Source organism: Sphingobacterium sp. UBA7253 (assembly GCF_002472745.1).
Taxonomy (GTDB): domain Bacteria; phylum Bacteroidota; class Bacteroidia; order Sphingobacteriales; family Sphingobacteriaceae; genus Sphingobacterium; species Sphingobacterium siyangense.
In genome coordinates, this window is sequence record NZ_DKSP01000078.1 from 1 (window position 1) to 19,886 (window position 19,886).

At 40.1% G+C, this 19,886-nt stretch carries 14 protein-coding genes; 12 read left to right on the plus strand and 2 right to left on the minus strand.

Annotated elements, in window-relative coordinates; all coding sequences use genetic code 11:
• The 12 genes from B2X72_RS07765 to B2X72_RS07820 form a co-directional block, all read left to right on the plus strand.
• A partial coding sequence (locus B2X72_RS07765; RefSeq protein ID WP_349681392.1) for an efflux RND transporter periplasmic adaptor subunit occupies positions 1-1,216 on the plus strand: 1,216 nt, incomplete at its 5' end.
• A gap of 14 nt (positions 1,217-1,230) precedes the next feature.
• A complete protein-coding gene (locus B2X72_RS07770; protein ID WP_286848931.1) occupies positions 1,231-4,419 on the plus strand; it encodes an efflux RND transporter permease subunit in 3,189 nt (1,062 codons plus the stop codon).
• A gap of 24 nt (positions 4,420-4,443) precedes the next feature.
• The gene (locus tag B2X72_RS07775; RefSeq protein ID WP_286848934.1) at positions 4,444-5,871 is read left to right on the plus strand and encodes an efflux transporter outer membrane subunit; all 1,428 of its coding nucleotides are present in this window, start codon (positions 4,444-4,446) and stop codon (positions 5,869-5,871) included.
• Positions 5,872-6,159: 288 nt separating this feature from the next.
• Positions 6,160-6,321: a hypothetical protein gene (locus B2X72_RS07780; protein ID WP_286848946.1), complete on the plus strand. Its 162-nt coding sequence runs from the start codon at positions 6,160-6,162 to the stop codon at positions 6,319-6,321.
• Positions 6,264-6,626: a DUF4822 domain-containing protein gene (locus B2X72_RS07785; RefSeq protein ID WP_286848936.1), complete on the plus strand. Its 363-nt coding sequence runs from the start codon at positions 6,264-6,266 to the stop codon at positions 6,624-6,626. The genes B2X72_RS07780 and B2X72_RS07785 overlap by 58 nt, the downstream gene beginning before the upstream one ends.
• A gap of 387 nt (positions 6,627-7,013) precedes the next feature.
• Complete coding sequence (locus B2X72_RS07790; RefSeq protein WP_088162106.1) at positions 7,014-8,117, plus strand: sensor histidine kinase; 1,104 nt, start codon at positions 7,014-7,016, stop codon at positions 8,115-8,117.
• Positions 8,117-8,878 carry a LytR/AlgR family response regulator transcription factor gene (locus B2X72_RS07795; RefSeq protein WP_286848937.1) on the plus strand — a complete coding sequence of 254 codons (762 nt, stop codon included), beginning with the start codon at positions 8,117-8,119 and terminating at the stop codon, positions 8,876-8,878. The genes B2X72_RS07790 and B2X72_RS07795 overlap by 1 nt, the downstream gene beginning before the upstream one ends.
• 242 nt (positions 8,879-9,120) lie before the next feature.
• Entirely contained in the window at positions 9,121-10,239 is a 1,119-nt protein-coding gene (locus tag B2X72_RS07800) for an efflux RND transporter periplasmic adaptor subunit (RefSeq protein ID WP_088162107.1), read from the plus strand.
• A gap of 118 nt (positions 10,240-10,357) precedes the next feature.
• The gene (locus tag B2X72_RS07805) at positions 10,358-13,519 is read left to right on the plus strand and encodes an efflux RND transporter permease subunit (protein WP_145327057.1); all 3,162 of its coding nucleotides are present in this window, start codon (positions 10,358-10,360) and stop codon (positions 13,517-13,519) included.
• A gap of 1 nt (position 13,520) precedes the next feature.
• Positions 13,521-14,957 (plus strand): efflux transporter outer membrane subunit, encoded by a 1,437-nt coding sequence (locus tag B2X72_RS07810; RefSeq protein ID WP_145327056.1) that lies wholly within the window; start codon positions 13,521-13,523, stop codon positions 14,955-14,957.
• Positions 14,958-15,248: 291 nt separating this feature from the next.
• Complete coding sequence (locus B2X72_RS07815) at positions 15,249-16,118, plus strand: DMT family transporter (protein ID WP_286848941.1); 870 nt, start codon at positions 15,249-15,251, stop codon at positions 16,116-16,118.
• A 234-nt stretch (positions 16,119-16,352) separates the two neighbouring features.
• On the plus strand, positions 16,353-16,718 hold the full coding sequence (locus B2X72_RS07820; RefSeq protein ID WP_046674543.1) for a VOC family protein: 366 nt from the start codon (positions 16,353-16,355) through the stop codon (positions 16,716-16,718).
• Positions 16,719-16,790: 72 nt separating this feature from the next.
• Here the strand turns inward: B2X72_RS07820 and B2X72_RS07825 are convergent, their stop codons facing one another.
• Together B2X72_RS07825 and nhaA are read right to left on the minus strand one after the other, a co-directional pair.
• Positions 16,791-18,017, minus strand: a complete 1,227-nt coding sequence (locus tag B2X72_RS07825) for a DEAD/DEAH box helicase (RefSeq protein ID WP_046674542.1) — start codon at positions 18,015-18,017, stop codon at positions 16,791-16,793.
• A gap of 201 nt (positions 18,018-18,218) precedes the next feature.
• Positions 18,219-19,406, minus strand: coding sequence for a Na+/H+ antiporter NhaA (gene nhaA, locus B2X72_RS07830; RefSeq protein WP_145327054.1), 1,188 nt, complete (start codon positions 19,404-19,406; stop codon positions 18,219-18,221).
• Positions 19,407-19,886: the final 480 nt, after the last annotated feature.

Sequence of the window (19,886 nt, forward strand, 5' to 3'; positions counted from 1 at the left end):
CGCAAGTGATCACATGAAAACAAATTTATCACCAAGTCTTAAAAAGATTTACGTTCCAGGACTTAACAGTGTTAAACGAATTAATATCGTAAAGACAGCATATGTGTTGAGTGCAATCTTTCTATACAGTTGCTCAACCGGAACAAGTAAACCCATTGATCCACCACCAGTTAACCTTCCGGTCGTTACCATCGAGAACGGTAACGAGACCGTTTACCAGGAATATCCAGCGACTATTGAAGCTTCCGCCAATATTGAGATCAGACCTCAGGTAGAGGGAATTTTGGAAAACATCTATGTCGATGAAGGAGCCAAAGTAACTAAAGGTCAAGCACTTTTCAAGATAAACGACCGCCCCTATCAGGAACAATTAAACCAAGCGAAGGCAAATTTGCTGGCAGCAAAAGCTAGTCTGGAAAATGCGGAGTTAGAAGTCGAAAAGAAAACAAAGCTGGTGAATACCAAAGTACTGACAGACTTCCAGCTAAAAACAGCTATCAGTGCGCGTAATGCCGCTAAAGCAAACGTACAATTGGCACTATCGGCCGTTGAAACCGCAAAAATCAATGTCGGATATACCCTAATACGGGCTTCAGCCGAAGGATACATCGGTAGATTACAGCGCAAGCAAGGGAGTTTGGTTGGTCCTACAGACGCACAACCACTTACAGCATTGTCAAATGTAAGAGATCTTCATGTTTATTTCTCACTGGGAGAAAATGACTTTATTGCATTCAAAAACAATACAGAAGGGAGCAACTTACAACAAAAGCTTCACAACCTCCCTCCGATCAGCCTAGTTCTTTCGGATCAGACAATTTATGATCAGAAAGGAAAAATAGATATGGTGGACGGGCAGTTTGATAAAAATACCGGTGCGATTACACTTCGTGCAACGTTCAACAATCCGGAGGGAGTTTTACGCAATGGAAATACGGGGCGTGTAAGACTACAGAAGAAGTATGAACAAGCATTATTGGTACCGCAGCTTGCTACCCTTGAAATGCAGGATAAAATCTTCGTTTATACCGTTGGTAAAGAAAATAAAGTTGTTCAACAGCCTATTACTGTCATTGGAAAAAGTGGTGCAAACTATCTGGTAAGTAAAGGACTAAATGCCGGAGATCGAATTGTCTACAAAGGCATTGACTTGCTTCAGGATGGTCAGAAAATTACACCACAAGCCTTATCAAGAGATAGCATCAATTCATTATAATATTAGAAAATCACATGCTTAAGAAATTTATAGAAAGACCTGTACTTGCTACCGTTATCTCCATATTACTTGTCATATTGGGGGTGATTGGTATCCTCAAACTGCCATTGCAGCAGTTTCCCGATATTGCACCGCCCGCAGTGCAAGTAACGGCATTATATCCTGGGGCAAATGCCGAAACGGTCCTTCGTGCCGTAGCCCCCTCACTCGAAGAGTCAATCAACGGTGTTGAAAATATGAGCTACATGAGCTCTACCGCCAGTAACGACGGTTCGTTAATGATTACGGTATATTTTAAACTTGGTACAGACCCTGACCAAGCTGCTGTAAACGTCCAAAATCGTGTGGCTCAGGCAACCAGCCAATTGCCGGCTGAGGTTGTACAAGCCGGGATCACCACGGCAAAACAGCAAAACAGCTTGATCATGGTATTGGATCTTTATACGGAAGATCAGAGTAAATACGATCAGACCTTTATTACCAATTACGCCCAGATCAATATTATTCCTGAACTGAAACGGATACCTGGGGTTGGACAAGCATTGCCATTTGGTGGTAGCAAAGACTACTCCATGCGCGTATGGCTCAATCCAAATCAAATGGCGACCTATAAATTAACGCCTGAGGAAGTAATGGCCGCCATCCAAGATAAAAACGTCGAAGCTGCTCCGGGTAAATTCGGAGAGAGCAGCCGTGAAGCTTTTGAATTTGTAATCAAATATAAAGGTAAACTCAACCAGCCAAGTGATTACGAAAATATTATTATCCGCTCCAATACAGACGGTTCTGTACTAAAACTCAAAGACGTCGCTCGTGTCGAACTGGGATCTTATACCTATGCGAGTCATACCCGCATCAACGGTAAAGCAGGATTGAATATTGGGGTAATGCAGCTTGCAGGTTCGAATGCAAATGAAATTCAGATTGCCATTCAAAAATTCATGGAGAAAGCCTCTTTAAGCTTTCCAAAAGGTGTCAAATATCTCGTTTTATACAACACAAAAGATGCACTTGATCAATCTATTGACCAAGTAAAACATACACTAGTTGAAGCATTTATACTGGTATTTTTAGTTGTCTTTCTATTCCTTCAAGATTTTAGATCGACATTGATACCAGCGATTGCGGTACCGGTAGCCATCGTGGGAACATTTTTCTTCATGCAGCTCTTCGGCTTTTCAATCAACCTACTGACTTTGTTTGCTCTGGTACTAGCCATTGGGATTGTCGTCGATGACGCGATTGTGGTTGTGGAGGCTGTTCATGCCAAGATGGAGCATGAAAATCTCCCGCCTAAGCTTGCTACGACATCTGCCATGAGTGAAATCACAGGCGCCATCATCTCGATTACATTGGTGATGTCTGCCGTATTCCTTCCCATCGGCTTTATGGAAGGTTCAACCGGGGTATTTTATAGACAATTTGCTTTCACCTTGGCGATTGCAATCGTTATTTCAGCAATCAATGCCTTGACACTAAGCCCTGCGTTATGTGCGCTCTTCTTAAAACCAACGCATCATGGTCATGCTGATGCCAAGAAACTTAATTTCAAAGAGCGTTTCTTCGCTGGATTCAATGTTGGATTTGATCGGTTGACGAAGAATTATTTAGGTAGTTTACGCTTCTTGATCCGTTATAAGTGGGTTGCATTTGCAGGATTGGGAATTACCCTACTTTTGACTGTATTTATGATCCGTAAAACACCTACTGGATTCATCCCATCAGAGGATCAAGGATTCATTGCTGTATCCTTATCTATGCCAGCAGGGGCCTCTTTGGATCGTACCTCTGGAGCATTGGCCGAAGCGGAGAAACAACTTCAACATGCTGATTTTACCAAAACTTTAAATGTACTTGCTGGTTTCAATATTTTGACACAATCCACAAGTCCATCAGCAGGTGTTGCATTTATCCTCCTTAAACCACATGAAGAACGTGGTAAGATAAAAGACATCAATGCTATTATGGCCGATGTCAATCAGCGATTGGCAAATATCAAAGGCGCAAATTTCTTTGTCTTTACCTTCCCTACTGTCCCAGGATTCAGTAACGTGGATGGTCTGGATATGGTACTGCAGGACCGGACCGGTGGACAACTCGGAAAATTCAGTGGCATAGGCCAAAAGTTTATTGGCGAATTGATGAAACGTCCAGAAATTATGATGGCTTTCACAACCTTTAAAGCGGATTATCCACAATATGAACTCCAGGTAGATGATATCAAAGCAGAACAACTTGGCGTAAGCACAAAAAGCATCTTACAGACTATGCAAGCCTATTTTGGTAGTGCCCAAGCCTCAGATTTTAATCGTTTTGGAAAGTATTATCGTGTGATGGTCCAAGCTGATGCCAAGGATAGAAGTGAACCAACTTCAATGGACGGTATTTTTGTAAAAAACAGATTGGGAGACATGGTTCCCATCAATACATTAGTCAAATTAGAACGTGTATATGGTCCGGAAACAGCATCTCGTTACAACTTATTCAATTCGATTGGAATAAATGCGATACCAAAACCAGGATATAGTTCCGGAGATGCTATCCGTGCAGTTGAAGAAGTTGCAAAACAACAATTGCCGACCGGATTTACTTATGAGTTCTCTGGTATGACTAAAGAAGAAATTGTCTCCGGAGGCCAATCCACATTGATTTTTATTCTCTGTCTGATATTCGTTTATTTTCTGCTTGCGGCACAATATGAAAGCTATATCATTCCATTGGCGGTTATTCTCTCCATTCCTACAGGTATATTTGGGGTCTTCGCAGCAATTAGCTTCACTGATATTGCCAACAACATCTATGTACAAGTCGCACTCGTTATGTTGATTGGATTATTGGCCAAAAATGCCATTCTGATCGTAGAATTTGCCATCCAAGGGCGCAAACAGGGACTATCAATTCCTAGTGCCGCACTTAAAGCAGCGGGATTACGTTTGAGACCTATTATTATGACTTCTTTAGCTTTTATCGTTGGTATGATTCCAATGATGACAGCGGTAGGTCCATCAGCGCAAGGAAATCACTCAATCAGTATTGCCGCTGCGGGCGGGATGTTCACTGGAGTAGTTTTAGGGCTCTTTATTATCCCTATTCTCTTTATTTTCTTCCAATTTATCCAAGAGAAAATAGGAGGCTCTCCAAAGCAAAAACAACATGAAAACAATGCCGTTTCGTTGGAAATACCCGTGCATACAAACAATTAGTATATCATGACAGCATTTAAATATATGAATAGTAAATCAAAATTACTGACGGTTTTCATCTTATCTTTTGTCGCATGGTCTTGCAAAACAGATAAGTTGGTCAGCAATCAACACCTTGCCCCCAACTTACCCGAACAGTACCGTGACCAGGCTAAAGCTCCGCAGGAAACTAGCATAGGTTCTATTCCATGGCGTGATTTTTTTAAGGATCAAGTCTTACAAACCTTGATCGATAGTGCGATACAACATAACTTAGATATGCAACTGGCACTAAAAAATATAGAAGCGTCTCAACTGAGCCTGAAACAAGCAAAAGCTAACTATCTTCCCACGGCCCAACTACAGATCCGCGGAAATAGCACCAACCCATCCAATAATAGTATGAATGGATTGAGCCTGGGGCAGTTTTTAGGCCAACACCATGTGGAAGATTATACGGCATCCTTAGGTTTATCCTGGGAGGCCGACATATGGGGTAAAATCAAAAACCAAAATATCGCTGCTTTAGCTTCCTATCTACAGACAGAAGAAGCGAAAAAAGTAATTCAAACCCAATTAATTGCACAAGTTGCACAAGGTTATTATCAACTACTGATGCTTTATCAATTGCGTGATATCGCCAAACAAAACTTGCAATTGAGCGATACAACTTTACGTATTGTCCAGCAACAATATGAAGTTGGTGACATTACGCTGCTTGCATTGGAACAGGTCGATGCGCAGCGGTTGTCTGCTGCGGCCTTGATCCCCGACTTTGAACAACAGATCCGTATTCAGGAAAATGCCATTCAGATTCTTAGCGGAAAACTCCCGCAGGAAATTAAAATAGCGGAGAAATTGTCGAATATTCAATTCCCCGAAGAATTAGCAACTGGCGTCCCAGCCGATTTGTTAAGTCATCGACCGGATGTAAAACAAGCTGAACTGGCTATTACAGCTTCACAAGCTTATCAACAATACGCAAAAGCACGCATGTATCCTTCCTTGGTTATTAGCGCCGAAGCAGGAGTAAATGCATTCAAGGCAAGCAATTGGTTCAACTTACCAGCTTCATTATTTGGGGCAATTACAGGAAGTATTACGCAGCCAATTTTACAGCGGAAGGAATTGAAAACTCAATATGAACTGGCACGTGTCGAACAAGAAAAGAACGTACTGATCTTCAAGCAAAAAGTAATCTCAGCAGCTGGAGAAGTTTCCGATGCTTTAATTTCAATTCAAAAATTGAAAGAAAAACAAAAGATTACTTTGGATAGAACGACACGTCTAAAGGAAGCAACGAAGCACGCCAATCTTTTATTTGAAACAGGAATGGCCACTTACTTGGAAGTAATTACAGCACAAAGCAATATCTTGCAAAGTGAGCTCGAACTTGCTCAGGTAAAAAAAGCGGAGCTTTCTGCAGTTGTTGACCTGTATCGTTCATTAGGTGGTGGATGGAGCAACAATTAATGCTGTAAAAAAAGCAATTTTCTAATTTTATTATACATATCTGGTAGATGGGGGGCTTTCGGGTCCCCTGTTTTATTTTTATCCGAAGCGCATTCTTCCATCACCTTTAATTTGTTTCCATGTAAAGCATACTTCAAAGCAAATTAAAAGCAAGCTTTTTCTTTTGTTTAACCTTCTTGTACAACGCGATCTCATTCAATTTATAAATCCTTCAAACCTTGGAATAAAAGAGACAAATGCAGCTGAAACAATGCGATTATTTTTGTGACATCATATAAATTTTATAAAATGAGAGATTTAAAAAAAATTGTATTAGCGGTATGTATCGCCTTAAGCACATTAGTAGCGATGAGCTGCAGTAAAGATGACGAAACTGTTGTTGAGCCACAATATTGGCCAGTACACCCTGGGAAACAACAAACGCAAAGAATAATAAAGGAGAAAGTGTAGTGTTAACAGATGCTAACGTGTCAAATTTTGTAGGATTTGCTTATTTCAAATCTGACGGTACATTTACAATGTTCAATCTTGACAATTCTCCCAAAATGCACGGCGACTGGACCGTATCTGCAGATGGTAAAACGAGAACAATTGTTGCTAAAAATGCTGCTGGTGAAACATTGTTTACTCGTGTGGTTGATATTACTGTATTAACGAAGAAAGAATTCACGTATAGAGTTTATCCAAACGCGAATGACAAAACAATCTATTTCGATATTATCCATACACCAACAACGCATCAAGAGCCAAAATAATTTACACGATAACACATCGAAAAAATAGTTACTTCAGTAAAACAGAAAGGCTTGACGAAACGATGTCAAGCCTTTCTGTTTATAGCTAAAAACGAGCCCCTTAACCAGAGTCATTCTTTTACACTGTTATATCAACAGATCACAAAAAAAACAATAACAACAAGATTTACAATCCATTAAAAAAAACAGAACATCCGAATTTCATAAAAAATTATATTCTGATATGCCAAGGCAAGATAATCTATCGGCCTTCGTCAATATACGTCTGAGTACATCAAATTGATATTTCAGTCGGGGCTTTATACGCTTCAGCAGAAATTTGTCGTCCAATACTAAAAGGAATTACGAAATTTGCATAGATTTCACCGATACATATAAGTTAAAAGAATGCAGGATATAGCGATCTATAAAAACGATAAGACTCTAATTAGTACAAATAAAAAAAGGCTGATATTTACCTTTCTGTCCTTTCTGCTTATTTATCTCGTCGCCTATATTATTGATCCTTTCTCGAGTTGCTGGGATGGCTATTTTAAACGGAATATGTTCGAAATACTCGGTGAATGGACATTTACGATCATTTACAGCTTTATCATTTCCGAATTTAGTATCATTGTCCATGACAAGCTTAATAAGTTCTTAACTTGGAAAGATAGTCCGACAGAGCGACTTCTACTTGAAACCGTCATCAACCTTTTTGCAGTACTCTTTATCAATTTACTGCTGGAGTACCTGATTTCAAAATATTATTTTGGACCTCAAAATGTTACTATAGCCCCATCTTTGGAGGAAAAAAGGGGGATGATTCAAAACATTACAATCAGTGTATTGATTGCGCTCATGATAATGGGGATCAATATTGGTAGTCATTTGATCACTAACTGGAAAAATGAGTCCATGCGTGCGGCAAAGCTCGATCAGGTCATTCTTGAAACAGAACTTCAATCGTTAAAATTACAGATCGACCCCCATTTTGTCTTTAATAACCTGAGCGTGCTCTCAGAAATCATCCTCGAAGACCAACAATTAGGCTATGAATATGCAGAAAACTTCTCCAAAATATATCGCTACCTTCTTGTCAATTCCAAAAAGGACATTATCTCACTCGACGAAGAACTCAACTTTCTAAATTCATACATATTTCTCATCAAAAACCGATTTGGCGATGGCGTAAACTTCGAAATAAACGTCAATCCCGCCAAACGCAATTGCCAATTACCTCCCCTTACCTTACAATTATTGGTAGAAAATGCATTAAAGCATAATCAGACAAATAAGAAAAAACCGCTGAAAATAAAGGTATACACCAACTCCCAGAATCAACTTGTTGTTGAAAATATATTAATCCCTATTGAGAATGTATCCGAATCATCGGGAATCGGGATTTCAAACATCATTAAGAGATACGATTTGCTATCCAACTTAAAACTGCAAATAAAGAATGATGGCAAAACATTTAACGTTATCCTCCCACTTTTAGCGCAAGCATAATGAATATAACCAAAGTATTAATCATCGAGGACGAAAAACTCAATGCCGATCGTTTAAAACGACTTTTGAAGGAAATAAAGCCATCCATCGTTATTTTAGATGTCCTTGATAATATCGCTGATAGCATCAACTGGTTCAATAGCAATGAACTTCCCGACCCCGTGATGATGGATATTCGTCTATCCGATGGTTTAAGCTTTGAAATATTAGAGACTATAAAAATAGACTGCCCAATCATATTTACAACAGCATTTGACGAATACGCTGTGAGGGCCTTTAAATTCAATAGCATAGATTATTTGCTTAAGCCTGTAGAAAAAACAGAGCTGGAAAATGCCATCCAAAAACTTGACTATCAAAAAGATCTCCAGATCCACCAACAACCGCTTCAAGGTTTATTGGATTTTATCTATCCGAAAGATTTTCGCTCACGCTTTCTAATTCCATTCAAAGACGGCTATAAAACCGTTCTTGTTGAAGAGATATTATACTTCTACTCCGAATTTAAACTTACCCATGCGCAACTCAAATGTGGCACTGTCGAAATTGTCCCTCAAACAATGGAAGAACTCGAACAGCAATTAAATCCAAAAGTATTTTTTCGCGCCAACAGGCAATTCATTGTGCATATAGATGCGATCAAAAGATTACATAACCACTTCAACGGAAAACTAAAAATAGAAATTAAAAATAACGATCAAGTGGAAATCCTTGTGAGCAGAGAAAAGGCTCAACTGCTAAAAAATTGGTTAGACTATTAATATTAAAACTGATCCGCTTACTCCTTTTTTCGTCAGAAAGGTAAAGTAAGTTTTTCGCGATGAAGAAGGGGATGTCAATCGGTAAGACCAATATCTCCAACACAATTGGATCGGATCATTTAATATCGTAAAATTCAGATCATCACTGATACGTTTCAGTAAGCAATTGTAACGTCTCGGTAGATTTCTTTGCCTTATGGCTTAAAAGAATTCTTTTCTTTGTTTCATTATAAAATGATAAAATGGCACAAAGAACGATGACTTTAAAACCTTTCCTTACACTTATTACAGCAGCAGCATTATTATCGTCCTGTGGAGGCAACCAAGAACAACCGCAAGAGCAGGCAGTTACTGTTGACTTTATCGAATTATCTCCTACCCACGCGGAGACCGAAAAAAAATATCCTGGTACATTAGAGGGGACCGTCAACGTCGATGTCAAAGCGCAGGTAACGGGGTATCTCGAGCAGATTTATGTCAAAGAAGGAGACTATGTATCCCAGGGTCAACCCCTTTTCAAAATAAAAGCTGATGTCTACAACGAACAAGTAAACAACAGCAAGGCAGCTTACCAAGCTGCTTTATCGGCAGAACAAAACGCGAAATTGGAGATTGAAAAAATCAAACCACTTGTTGAGGGTAAAGTGTATACCGAATTACAGTTAAAAACTGCAGAGGCCAATTATGCCGCAGCTAAAGCGCAGGTAGCGCAAGCACAAGCTGCACTCGGTTCATCTCAAATAAATGCCAAATTTACGTTGATAAATGCGCCAGTGAGTGGTTATATCGGCCGTATTCCTAATCGGATCGGAAATTTAATTACCGCAGCAGATGCGACACCTTTAACAACGCTATCTGAAATCAATACCGTAAATGTATATTTTTCATTGAGTGAGGCCGATTTTATAGCCTTTATCAAAGATCATAATAACAAAACATCCAATCAACAAGCAACGCTATTACTGGCTGATGGAACAGCATACAACCATTCGGGGAAAGTAGAGTTAGCCAGTGGTAACATCGACAGAACAACAGGAAGCATGGCACTTAAAGCAAGTTTCATCAATCCCGAAAAAATTCTCCGTTCGGGTGGCTCAGCAAAAGTAATCTTGAAAAAAGCGCATGAAAACGTATTGTTGGTACCTATGGCCGCTGTAAAGGATATTCAAGACCGCTATTTCGTTTATGTTATTGGTGAGAAAAATAAAATTTCCATGAAACAGATTGAAATTGCAGGTAATACAGCTAACGCCTATTTACTAAAATCGGGACTCACAGCTGGTGAAAAAATCGTTATGAATAGAATTGACATGCTTAATGATGGAATGCAAGTTCAACCGACTAAAAAATCCACCATGTAACAAGAATAGCAGGTATAGCAAAAGCTGAACTGCTCAAAGAAAGGCAACAAGGCTATACATTCAGTATTCACTTTTGAAAAAAAAACGATACTAAAAGCTTTATAAAATTTAAACTAAAATGTTAAAGAAATTTATTGACAGGCCAGTTTTGGCAACTGTTATATCTATCATATTTGTCATACTGGGGGTCATCGGTCTTTTTAGGTTGCCTCAAACGCGATTCCCGGATATCGCCCCGCCCACGGTTCAAGTTACCGGAAGCTATCCCGGAGGAAATAGCGAAACAGTATTGAGGTCAGTTGTTACACCCCTTGAAGAGCAAATCAATGGTGTGGAGGACATGGAGTACATTACATCTACTGCAAGTAATGACGGTACATTCTCTGTACGCATTGTCTTTAAAGCAGGTGTAAATCCAGATCAGGCAGCCGTAAATGTGCAAAACAGAGTACAACAGGCTACTCCTATCCTGCCACAGGAAGTTGTCCGAATGGGATTAACGACCTCCAAGCAACAAAATAGTATGATCATGATATTTAATATCTATACAGAAGATAATAAAAAATATGATGAACTATTTTTACAGAATTATGTGAACATCAACTTGATCCCGCAGATCAAGCGTGTACCTGGGGTAGGTCAGGCCATGGTATTCGGTTCCAAAGACTATTCGATGCGTGTATGGTTGAATCCGCAAAAAATGGCGAGTTATGGACTTGTGCCACAAGAAGTCATTGCTGCAATTTCCAAACAAAGTTTGGAATCTGCACCTGGAAAATTAGGGGAAGAATCAAAAGCACCACTGGAATATGTCATACGCTATAAAGGGAAAAAGAACCTTCCTGAACAGTATGAAAACATTATCGTCAAAAACAATAACGTTCAGATCGTACGCTTAAAGGATGTGGCACGTATCGAGTTTGGCTCAATTAGTTATAGTGGTAATTCGCAAAATAATGGCCTCAATACCGTTACCATTGGTATATTCCAGACATCAGGCTCCAACGCCAATGAAATTGAAATCGGAATCGACAAACAGATTGAAATAGCGCAACGCTCTTTCCCTCCTGGGATCAAGATTTTTAAATTGATCAGTACCAAAGAACGCTTGGATGAAAGTACGGCACAAGTACGTTCGACATTGATTGAAGCCTTCATATTGGTTTTCCTCGTTGTATTTTTGTTCCTACAGGATATACGGTCGACTATTATTCCAGCAATCGCAGTACCAGTAGCTATCGTAGGTACGTTCTTCTTCCTGCTGGTGTTTGGCTTTACCATCAATATATTGACGTTATTTGCCTTAGTACTCGCCATTGGTATCGTTGTCGATGATGCAATTGTCGTTGTCGAAGCAGTACACGGAAAGATGGAGACTTCCAACTTAACCGGCAAGCAGGCTACCCATAGTGCCATGAGTGAAATCACAGGAGCTGTAATCTCCATTACCTTGGTTATGTGTGCAGTTTTTATTCCCATTGGATTTATGACAGGTTCATCGGGCATGTTTTATAAACAGTTTGCCTATACCCTTGTTATCGCCATTGTGATCTCTGCGATCAATGCCTTGACTTTAACACCAGCACTCTGCGCATTATTGCTTAAAAATACACACGCCGAAAATCACGATGGGCTGAGCCCAAAAACAGGATTTTCTCAACGTTTTTTCAAAGCGTTTAATGCTGGCTTCGAAAACATGACCAACCGATACGTTGGTTCATTAAAATTCCTGGCAAAGAAAAAATGGATTTCGGCACTTTTGATCCTAGCGACAATTGGCGTTGCCGGATACCTCATGACAAGCACTTCCAAAAGTTTTGTACCAATGGAGGATGATAACTTTGTTGTATACAGTTTGGAAATGCCCCCAGGAACGGGACTTGATCGAACCACAAAAGCAGTAGAAAAAATCGAAAAACTACTTGCCGATATCCCTTCTATTGAAAGCCATACAAGTATTACTGGATTCAATATGATCGGTAACAACTCCAGCGCAGCCTATGCAACAGGATTTATACGCCTGAAAGATAAAAAGAAACGTGGTGAGATGAACGATATCGATCAGATTCACCAAGTGATCTCGCAAAAATTATCCAGTGTCAAAGAAGGTAACGCTATGGCCTTCCGCTCCCCTCCTGTTGATGGTTATGGTATGATGAATGGCGCGGAACTCGTTTTGCAGGACAGGGCTGGTAAATCGCCGGTAGAGCTCAAAGCAATGTCCGACTCCGTTATTGCGCAGATTATGAAACAACCCGGGGTGCAGTTTGCTTATACCATGTTCAGAGCAGATTATCCACAGATGGAGTTAGAAGTAGATGAAGACAAAGCTGCCCAACTTGGCGTAGATGTCAGTGAAATGCTTTCGTCCGTTCAAACTTACTTTGCGGGTGACCAATCATTGAATTTCAATCGTTTCGGTAAATTCTATCGGATAGCAGTTAAAGCGGATGGCATCTATAGAACCGATAAAGAAGCCTTCAACGAAATATTTGTCAAGAATAATCTTGGCCAAATGGTTCCGGTGAACACTTTGGTTACACTTCGTAAAGTTTATGGTCCTGAGTCGGTAACTCGTTATAATTTATACAATTCACTCACGATAAACGTGGTTAGTACACCTGGTATCAGTAATGGTGCGATCATGGAAACATTGGAGAAAAATGTATTGACCAAATTACCGGGAGACTATAGCTACGAATGGACGGGACTTAGCTTGGAAGAGAAGTCTTCGGGCAATCAGACTGTGCTTATCCTAGCATTAAGCTTACTATTTGTATATTTCTTACTATCAGCACAGTATGAAAGTTATTTATTGCCCCTTGCCGTCCTGTTATCAATCCCAACAGGTATGATCGGTTCTTTCCTAGGAACACGTGCCATTGGATTGGACAACAATATCTACGTCCAGGTCGGCTTGATCATGCTCATCGGTCTTTTGGCAAAAAATGCCATTTTGATTGTTGAATTTGCTTTACAGCGGAGAAGAGCAGGCTCCTCACTCATTGATTCGGCTTTAGAAGGCGCAAGAGCTCGTCTACGCCCAATCTTGATGACTTCATTGGCTTTCATTGCGGGTATGGTCCCCTTGATGTTTGCGACCGGCGGAACGGCTACAGGTAACCATTCCATCAGTACCGGAGCAGCAATGGGTATGTTAAGCGGTGTTATCCTTGGGGTAATTATTATACCATTACTGTACCTGGTGTTCCAATATTTGCAAGAAAAAGTTTCGGGTAAAAAGCTTACGGACAATACAGTACACAATACAAACGATTAAAATGAAAAGATTTCATCACTATATAACAATTTTTGCAAGCACTACCCTGTTGTTGTCCGCATGCAGCGTGGGGAAAAAATACACACGTCAGGAGATAGCAATGCCCGAAAATTTCAAAAACAGCGAGGTTGTCGTAACATCTGATACGCTACAACTATCCTGGCGTAACTTTGTACAGGATCCCTTGTTGACCTCACTCATTGAGAAGGCATTATCCAACAATACAGACGTCAATGTTGCACTCCTCAACATGCAACAATTGGAACTCGCGTACAAGCAGTCTAAGAAAGGGTTACTGCCAACAGCTGATTTAAGCGTTGGAGCGAATAGAACCTGGTTATCGAGCAACTCCTTGAATGGCTCGCTGAGTGACCAATTTATCGGGACACCTTATATGGACGATTATAGTGCCACGCTCAGATTGTCTTGGGAAGCCGATATCTGGGGAAAGGTAAAAATGCAAAAAGAGGAATCTATGGCCAATTTTTTTGGCCAAAAGGAAAATTTATCGGCTCTGAAAACCCGGGTTATTGTACAGGTCATCCAGTCCTATTATAATCTGATTGCTTTGGATGAGCAGCTTAAGATTGCACAAAGAAATGTTCAATTGAGCGACAGCACACTGAATATGATACGTTTGCAATACAACTCATCACTGGTCAGTTCGCTTGCCGTGGAGCAAGCCGAAGCTCAGAAGAAAACTGCTGAATTGTTGATTCCCCTAGCCCATCAAAACATGGCTGTAGAAGAAAATGCACTGAGCATTCTTTGCGGAAGTTTCCCTCAGGGCATTCAACGTACAGCAAGTTTAGATGATACGATTGTTGGAGACGGACTTGCTACAGGGGTGCCGGCCGAACTCTTGAGCCGCAGACCAGATGTCAGAGCAGCTGAATACGCGGTTGTGGCTGCCACAAGCAGAATGGGACTCGCCAAAGCGGCGATGTACCCTTCCCTAAGCTTGACACCATCCATTGGTACAAACTCCATTCAATTTAACAAATGGTTTGATCTACCGGGTTCGATTGTGAAAACAATAGCGGGGAATATTGCACAGCCAATTTTCCAGAAAGGTGCTTTAAAAACAAACTATGAGATATCAGTCATCGAACGCGAAAAGATAGCATTGAAGTTTAAACAGTCGGTTATGGTTGCAGTTTCAGAAGTTTCTGATGCCTTGGCAAAAATCAAACATACGGAACAGCGCCTGCAACTTATCCACGCCAAATCAAATGCCCTCGCCAAAGCCACCGCTGATGCAGCCTTACTTTATAAAAGTGGGATGGCAAACTATTTGGAAGTGATAACTGCCCAAAACAATGCGCTCCAAAATGATTTGGAACGTATTACAGTAAAACGGGAAAAGCTCAACGCAGCTATAGATCTTTATCGTGCACTGGGTGGCGGAACAGATACTTTACCGCCAAATACGCCATAGAATCACAAAATAAAGGCAACTGACTAAATATATGCCCCTAGAACCAAAGACTTTCTAGGGGCTTTTTCATTCCTTTTTTGCAGCTGCGCCCAAAATTTCCTATCTTCGGGTAAATACAAATATGATGAATAGAACGAGTTGTCTTCCCCCTCCAATAGCGTAATATTTTTTCTCTATATTACTGAAGCCCAATACCAGAAATGGACCGATTTGCTGTGCTTCTTATTTACGATCAATTTTATTATTTAACACCTTTCGTCCTTCATGGACGGAACCGGAAGACAATTTCTTATGAAACATTCATATTTCATGCTGCACCTTGCTGTGCTGTGCCTGGGACTATCTGGCGTATTTGGAAAAGCGATTTCACTCAACGAGGGGATACTCACATGGTACCGTGTATTTTTAGCTGCCGTTATCCTATTTTTTATTCTAAAATGGTATAAAATACCTACCGATTTTACGTTCAAAGAGAAACTACATATTGCAAAAAATGGGCTACTATTGACAGCATCCTGGCTATTATTCTATGCTAGCATCAAATATTCAAACATTTCCATCGGCGTGATCTGCTACTGTATGGCAAGTTTTTTCACCGCTATTTTTTCACCGATGATCAATAAAACGAAATTCAGATTGTCTGAACTTCTGTTGAGTGGACTTACGTTGTGTGGGATAGCACTGATATTTCACTTCGATACCTCACACCAGCTTGGCATAGTCTTAGGGATAATTTCTCCGGCTTTTGCCTCACTCTATGCGGTTCACAATGAAAAATTGACCAAAAAGTACAACGCAATATGCATTAACTATTATCAAATGATCGGTGGAACAATAGGGCTGGCATGTCTACTTCCTTTTTACATTCAGCACTATCCAATCAGCACTTTCATTCCCGATGCCCTGGATATTTTCTATCTGATCATCCTATCTTTATGTTGCACTGTGGGAGTCTATCTCGCATTTACAGAAATCTTAAAGAAGATATCAGCATTTACATTGAACTTAAGCTTAAATCTTGAGCCAGTATATGCTATTTTGATTGCATTTTTACTTCTTAATGAAGCAAGAGAATTAAACCTATCCTTCTATGTTGGACTGTTTTTGGTTGTTTCATCTGTGTTATTGCAGTATTGGATCAGTAGTAAAAAGAGCGCTTAACAACCTCCATTCATTTCCCAGTCTAACGAAGATTGGGAAATGAATATTGTTTCCTCCTTGTGCCAAGCAGGTAGCCCCGATAAACAGGTAGCCCCCAAAAAACATGTTGAAAAGAAAAATGTGTGTCATTTTCAACAAAGCCTTATATTTATGAAACGGTTCGGGTTTTAATTCCAAAACCGGCACAACCGGTCAAGCAATTTATTATATATACATTAAATAGATAGTTCCGTTATGAGCAATAGCAGTACAGAAAACAAATTTGTCAATCAGCAGATCCAATACCTTGAGTTTGTATCAAGCGACCTTGAACGTGCCAAAGCATTCTACTCAACGAGTTTCGGTTGGGAGTTTACGGATTACGGACCAGCATATACGGCTTTTGGCGGAAAATATGTTGATGGTGGTTTTACACTTGGTGACCCCAGAAATGGCAGTATTCTCGTCGTTATCTATGCCGACGATCTGCAGGCTACGCGTGATCAGGTTATCCGTGCTGGCGGGACTATATTAAAAGATATTTTTAGCTTTCCCGGAGGAAAAAGATTTCAGTTCCAGGATCCTGACGGATATGAATTGGCCGTATGGACTGTTGAATAAAAGTTGAATACAGTATATACTCAAATACAAAGCCCCCATATTTTTCTCATATGGGGGCTTTGTATTTTAAAATCAGGCTCTTTTAGCTTTCTGATAGTTTTTATTTTTATTCCTATTGAAACGCTTCTTCTTATGCTGTGGATTCTTTTTGGCAGGATTATAAGTAGGTCCCGCTTCAAACCCCTCTGGCAATGGAAGTTGTTCAATCGGATAACCTATTAAATTCTCGATCTGAGCGAAACGGTTTTGGTCTTTCTCATTGACAAAGGTAATGGCTGTTCCTGTAGTTGCTGCCCGCGCAGTACGTCCAATACGGTGTACGTAGTCTTCCGGATCCGGTGGAACATCGTAATTAACGACCAAACTGATCCCCACCACATCGATACCGCGAGATATCACATCTGTCCCTACCAGTACCCGTACCTGACGAGACCGGAATCTAGCCATGATATCTTCCCGTTTCGACTGCTCGAGATCCGAATGGAAACCTTCCGCATCAATCCCCTGCTTCTGTAATTCCTGAGCGAGAAGTTTGACTGTAGTTTTTTGGGATGCAAAAATAATAACAGATACATAGTTGGGATCCTTCAGTATATTCTTCAGAAGCTCCATTTTCTGTTGATCATAGGCAAGATATACACGTTGATCTATCCCTTCCGAAGGTTTAGAAATGGCAATATTGACTTCCACAGGCTCTTGCAGAATTTTTCGGGCAAAAGACCTGATCTTCATCGGCATCGTCGCCGAAAACAAAAGCATCTGCTTTTTCTTCGGTAGATAACTTACAATACGTAAAATATCGTCTTGAAATCCCATATCCAGCATACTATCGGCTTCATCCAAAACAAAGTGCTTTAAATGAGAGAGATCAATCTTCATGGAGGTAAGATGGCTTATCAACCTTCCCGGCGTAGCAACAATAATATTTACCCCCTCTCGTATGGCCCGTTTTTGCTGTTCATACCCCATACCATCACCACCACCATAAATGGCTATGGATGTTGCACCCGTATAATAAGACATGCCCATAATCTGCTGGTCAATTTGCATAGCAAGTTCCCGGGTCGGAACAAGGATAATAGCGAGGATAGATTCCCTTGAATTCCGTGCTATTGCATCGAGGATCGGCAACATATAAGCTGCTGTTTTACCTGTACCTGTCTGTGCACAGGCAATCATATCTTTTCCCTCTTTAATAATCGGGATGGTCTGTTCTTGGATCGGCGTAGCCTCCTCAAACATCATACTTTCTAAACCTTCTTCCAAAGCTGGAACAAAGCCAAATTCATCAAATCTCAACGTATTGTTTTTATTGTTGTGCCCTAAATTACTAAATCTAATTCATAAAAGTCTAAAATTAATACCTATAGCTCGTTATCCGCTTTCAAATAGATGTCCAGATAGGATTAATCCATGAGAGAATCAGAAATAAATTTGACCAAAAACAACTGTCCTACATATTCCTGTAAGCCAAGCATACGACTGCTATCTATTCAAAATCTAATCAATAACCTCTGTTTTCTTTGCGGCTGACACTGCGCTCAAAACAACATAGCCTAGCAAGCCAGCGCATAAAGAAGCGATCAGAACCGCGAACTTTGCTTCTTCAATCAGCATGCTATCATCAAAAGATAGTATCGAGATGAAGATCGACATCGTGAAACCGATTCCCCCCAACAAACCTACACCAAAAATCTGTTTCCAGCCAGCCCCTTCCGGTAATTGCGCAATCTTCAATTTTTTAGCAATAAAACAGATCAAAAATATCCCAATTGATTTACCAGCGATTAGGCCAAGGATAATACCGATCCCCAATTTTGAAGTCAAACCACCAATCATTTCCCCATGGATTGGAATAAGCGTATTCGCAAATGCAAACAAAGGAATGATAATGAAATTGACAGGTTTGGTCAATAGATGCTCAAGTTTTTCCAAGGGAGATTCTTCCGCATCCGGTGTTGTCGGCAGCGTCATGGCCACCAGCACGCCAGCTATTGTTGCATGAATACCCGAGTGGTGAACAAAGTACCAAATAAATAGTCCCGGAATCAGGTAAGCCCATATCGCTTTAACGCCCAATTTATTTAACACGATCAAAAACAGAAATATACCTAAAGCAATAAATAAATAGGTCGCATGAATACCATTGCTATAAAAGATCGCAATAACCAATATGGCAAGTAGGTCGTCAACAATCGCTAGCGCAGCCAAAAAGATCTTAAGACTGGCAGGTACCTTATTTCCCAGAAGCGTGATAACTGCTAAAGCAAATGCAATATCCGTTGCCATAGGGATTCCCCAGCCGTTTGCAGTATCGGTTCCCTGATTTAATGCAAAATAAATGATGGCAGGCAAAAGTGCTCCACCAACCGCAGCCAAAATGGGCAGAATTGCTTTACTTGGCGATGAGAGTTCACCCTCTACAATTTCACGTTTTATCTCGAGGCCCACCAGTAAAAAGAAAATCGCCATCAAACCATCGTTGAGCCACAACAACCACGAATATTTTAAATGAATATGATCGCTCTCAAAGCCTACTTCCCGGTTCAGAAATTCCATTACACTGGCATACAATGATGTATTTGCTACGATCAATGCCAGAATAACACAGGAAAAAAGTATAATTCCGCCTGCAAAGCTGGATTTTAAGAACTCTCTAAAGACAGTTAAATTGATAAGTTTTGACATGATTTGAATATCTAAAAACGCTTACAAAGGTTCACAAGATACGATTTTTAGGACCATTTACCGAATTCCCTAAACAATATCCGGAGCTATATCCAATGTAAAAAAGCTGAATTAGCTGTGTTTTATCAGTGGTAAAGCTCCTCTCCTATCCTTTTATTTTTCGAACCTAACGAATCAAATGTGAGAAACAGACATTATAACTTAAAATTTCATAAAAATCTAACTTATTTTTTACCGAATTAATTTGACTTTGTTGCAAAAAATACTTAGCTTGCTACTATAGTTAATAAACCGTTTATTATGTGCAAGAAGTGGATTTTCATGGTGCTTCTTTTCGTAGCAAATTTTACATATGCGCAGACGACAGAGGATAAAACCCAACATTCAGGTTCCCATTACATTATTTTAGCAATCATCGCTATCATTGTCATTGTTTATATATTATACAGGAGGCAAAAGAGGAAATTTAATGAATAAGGG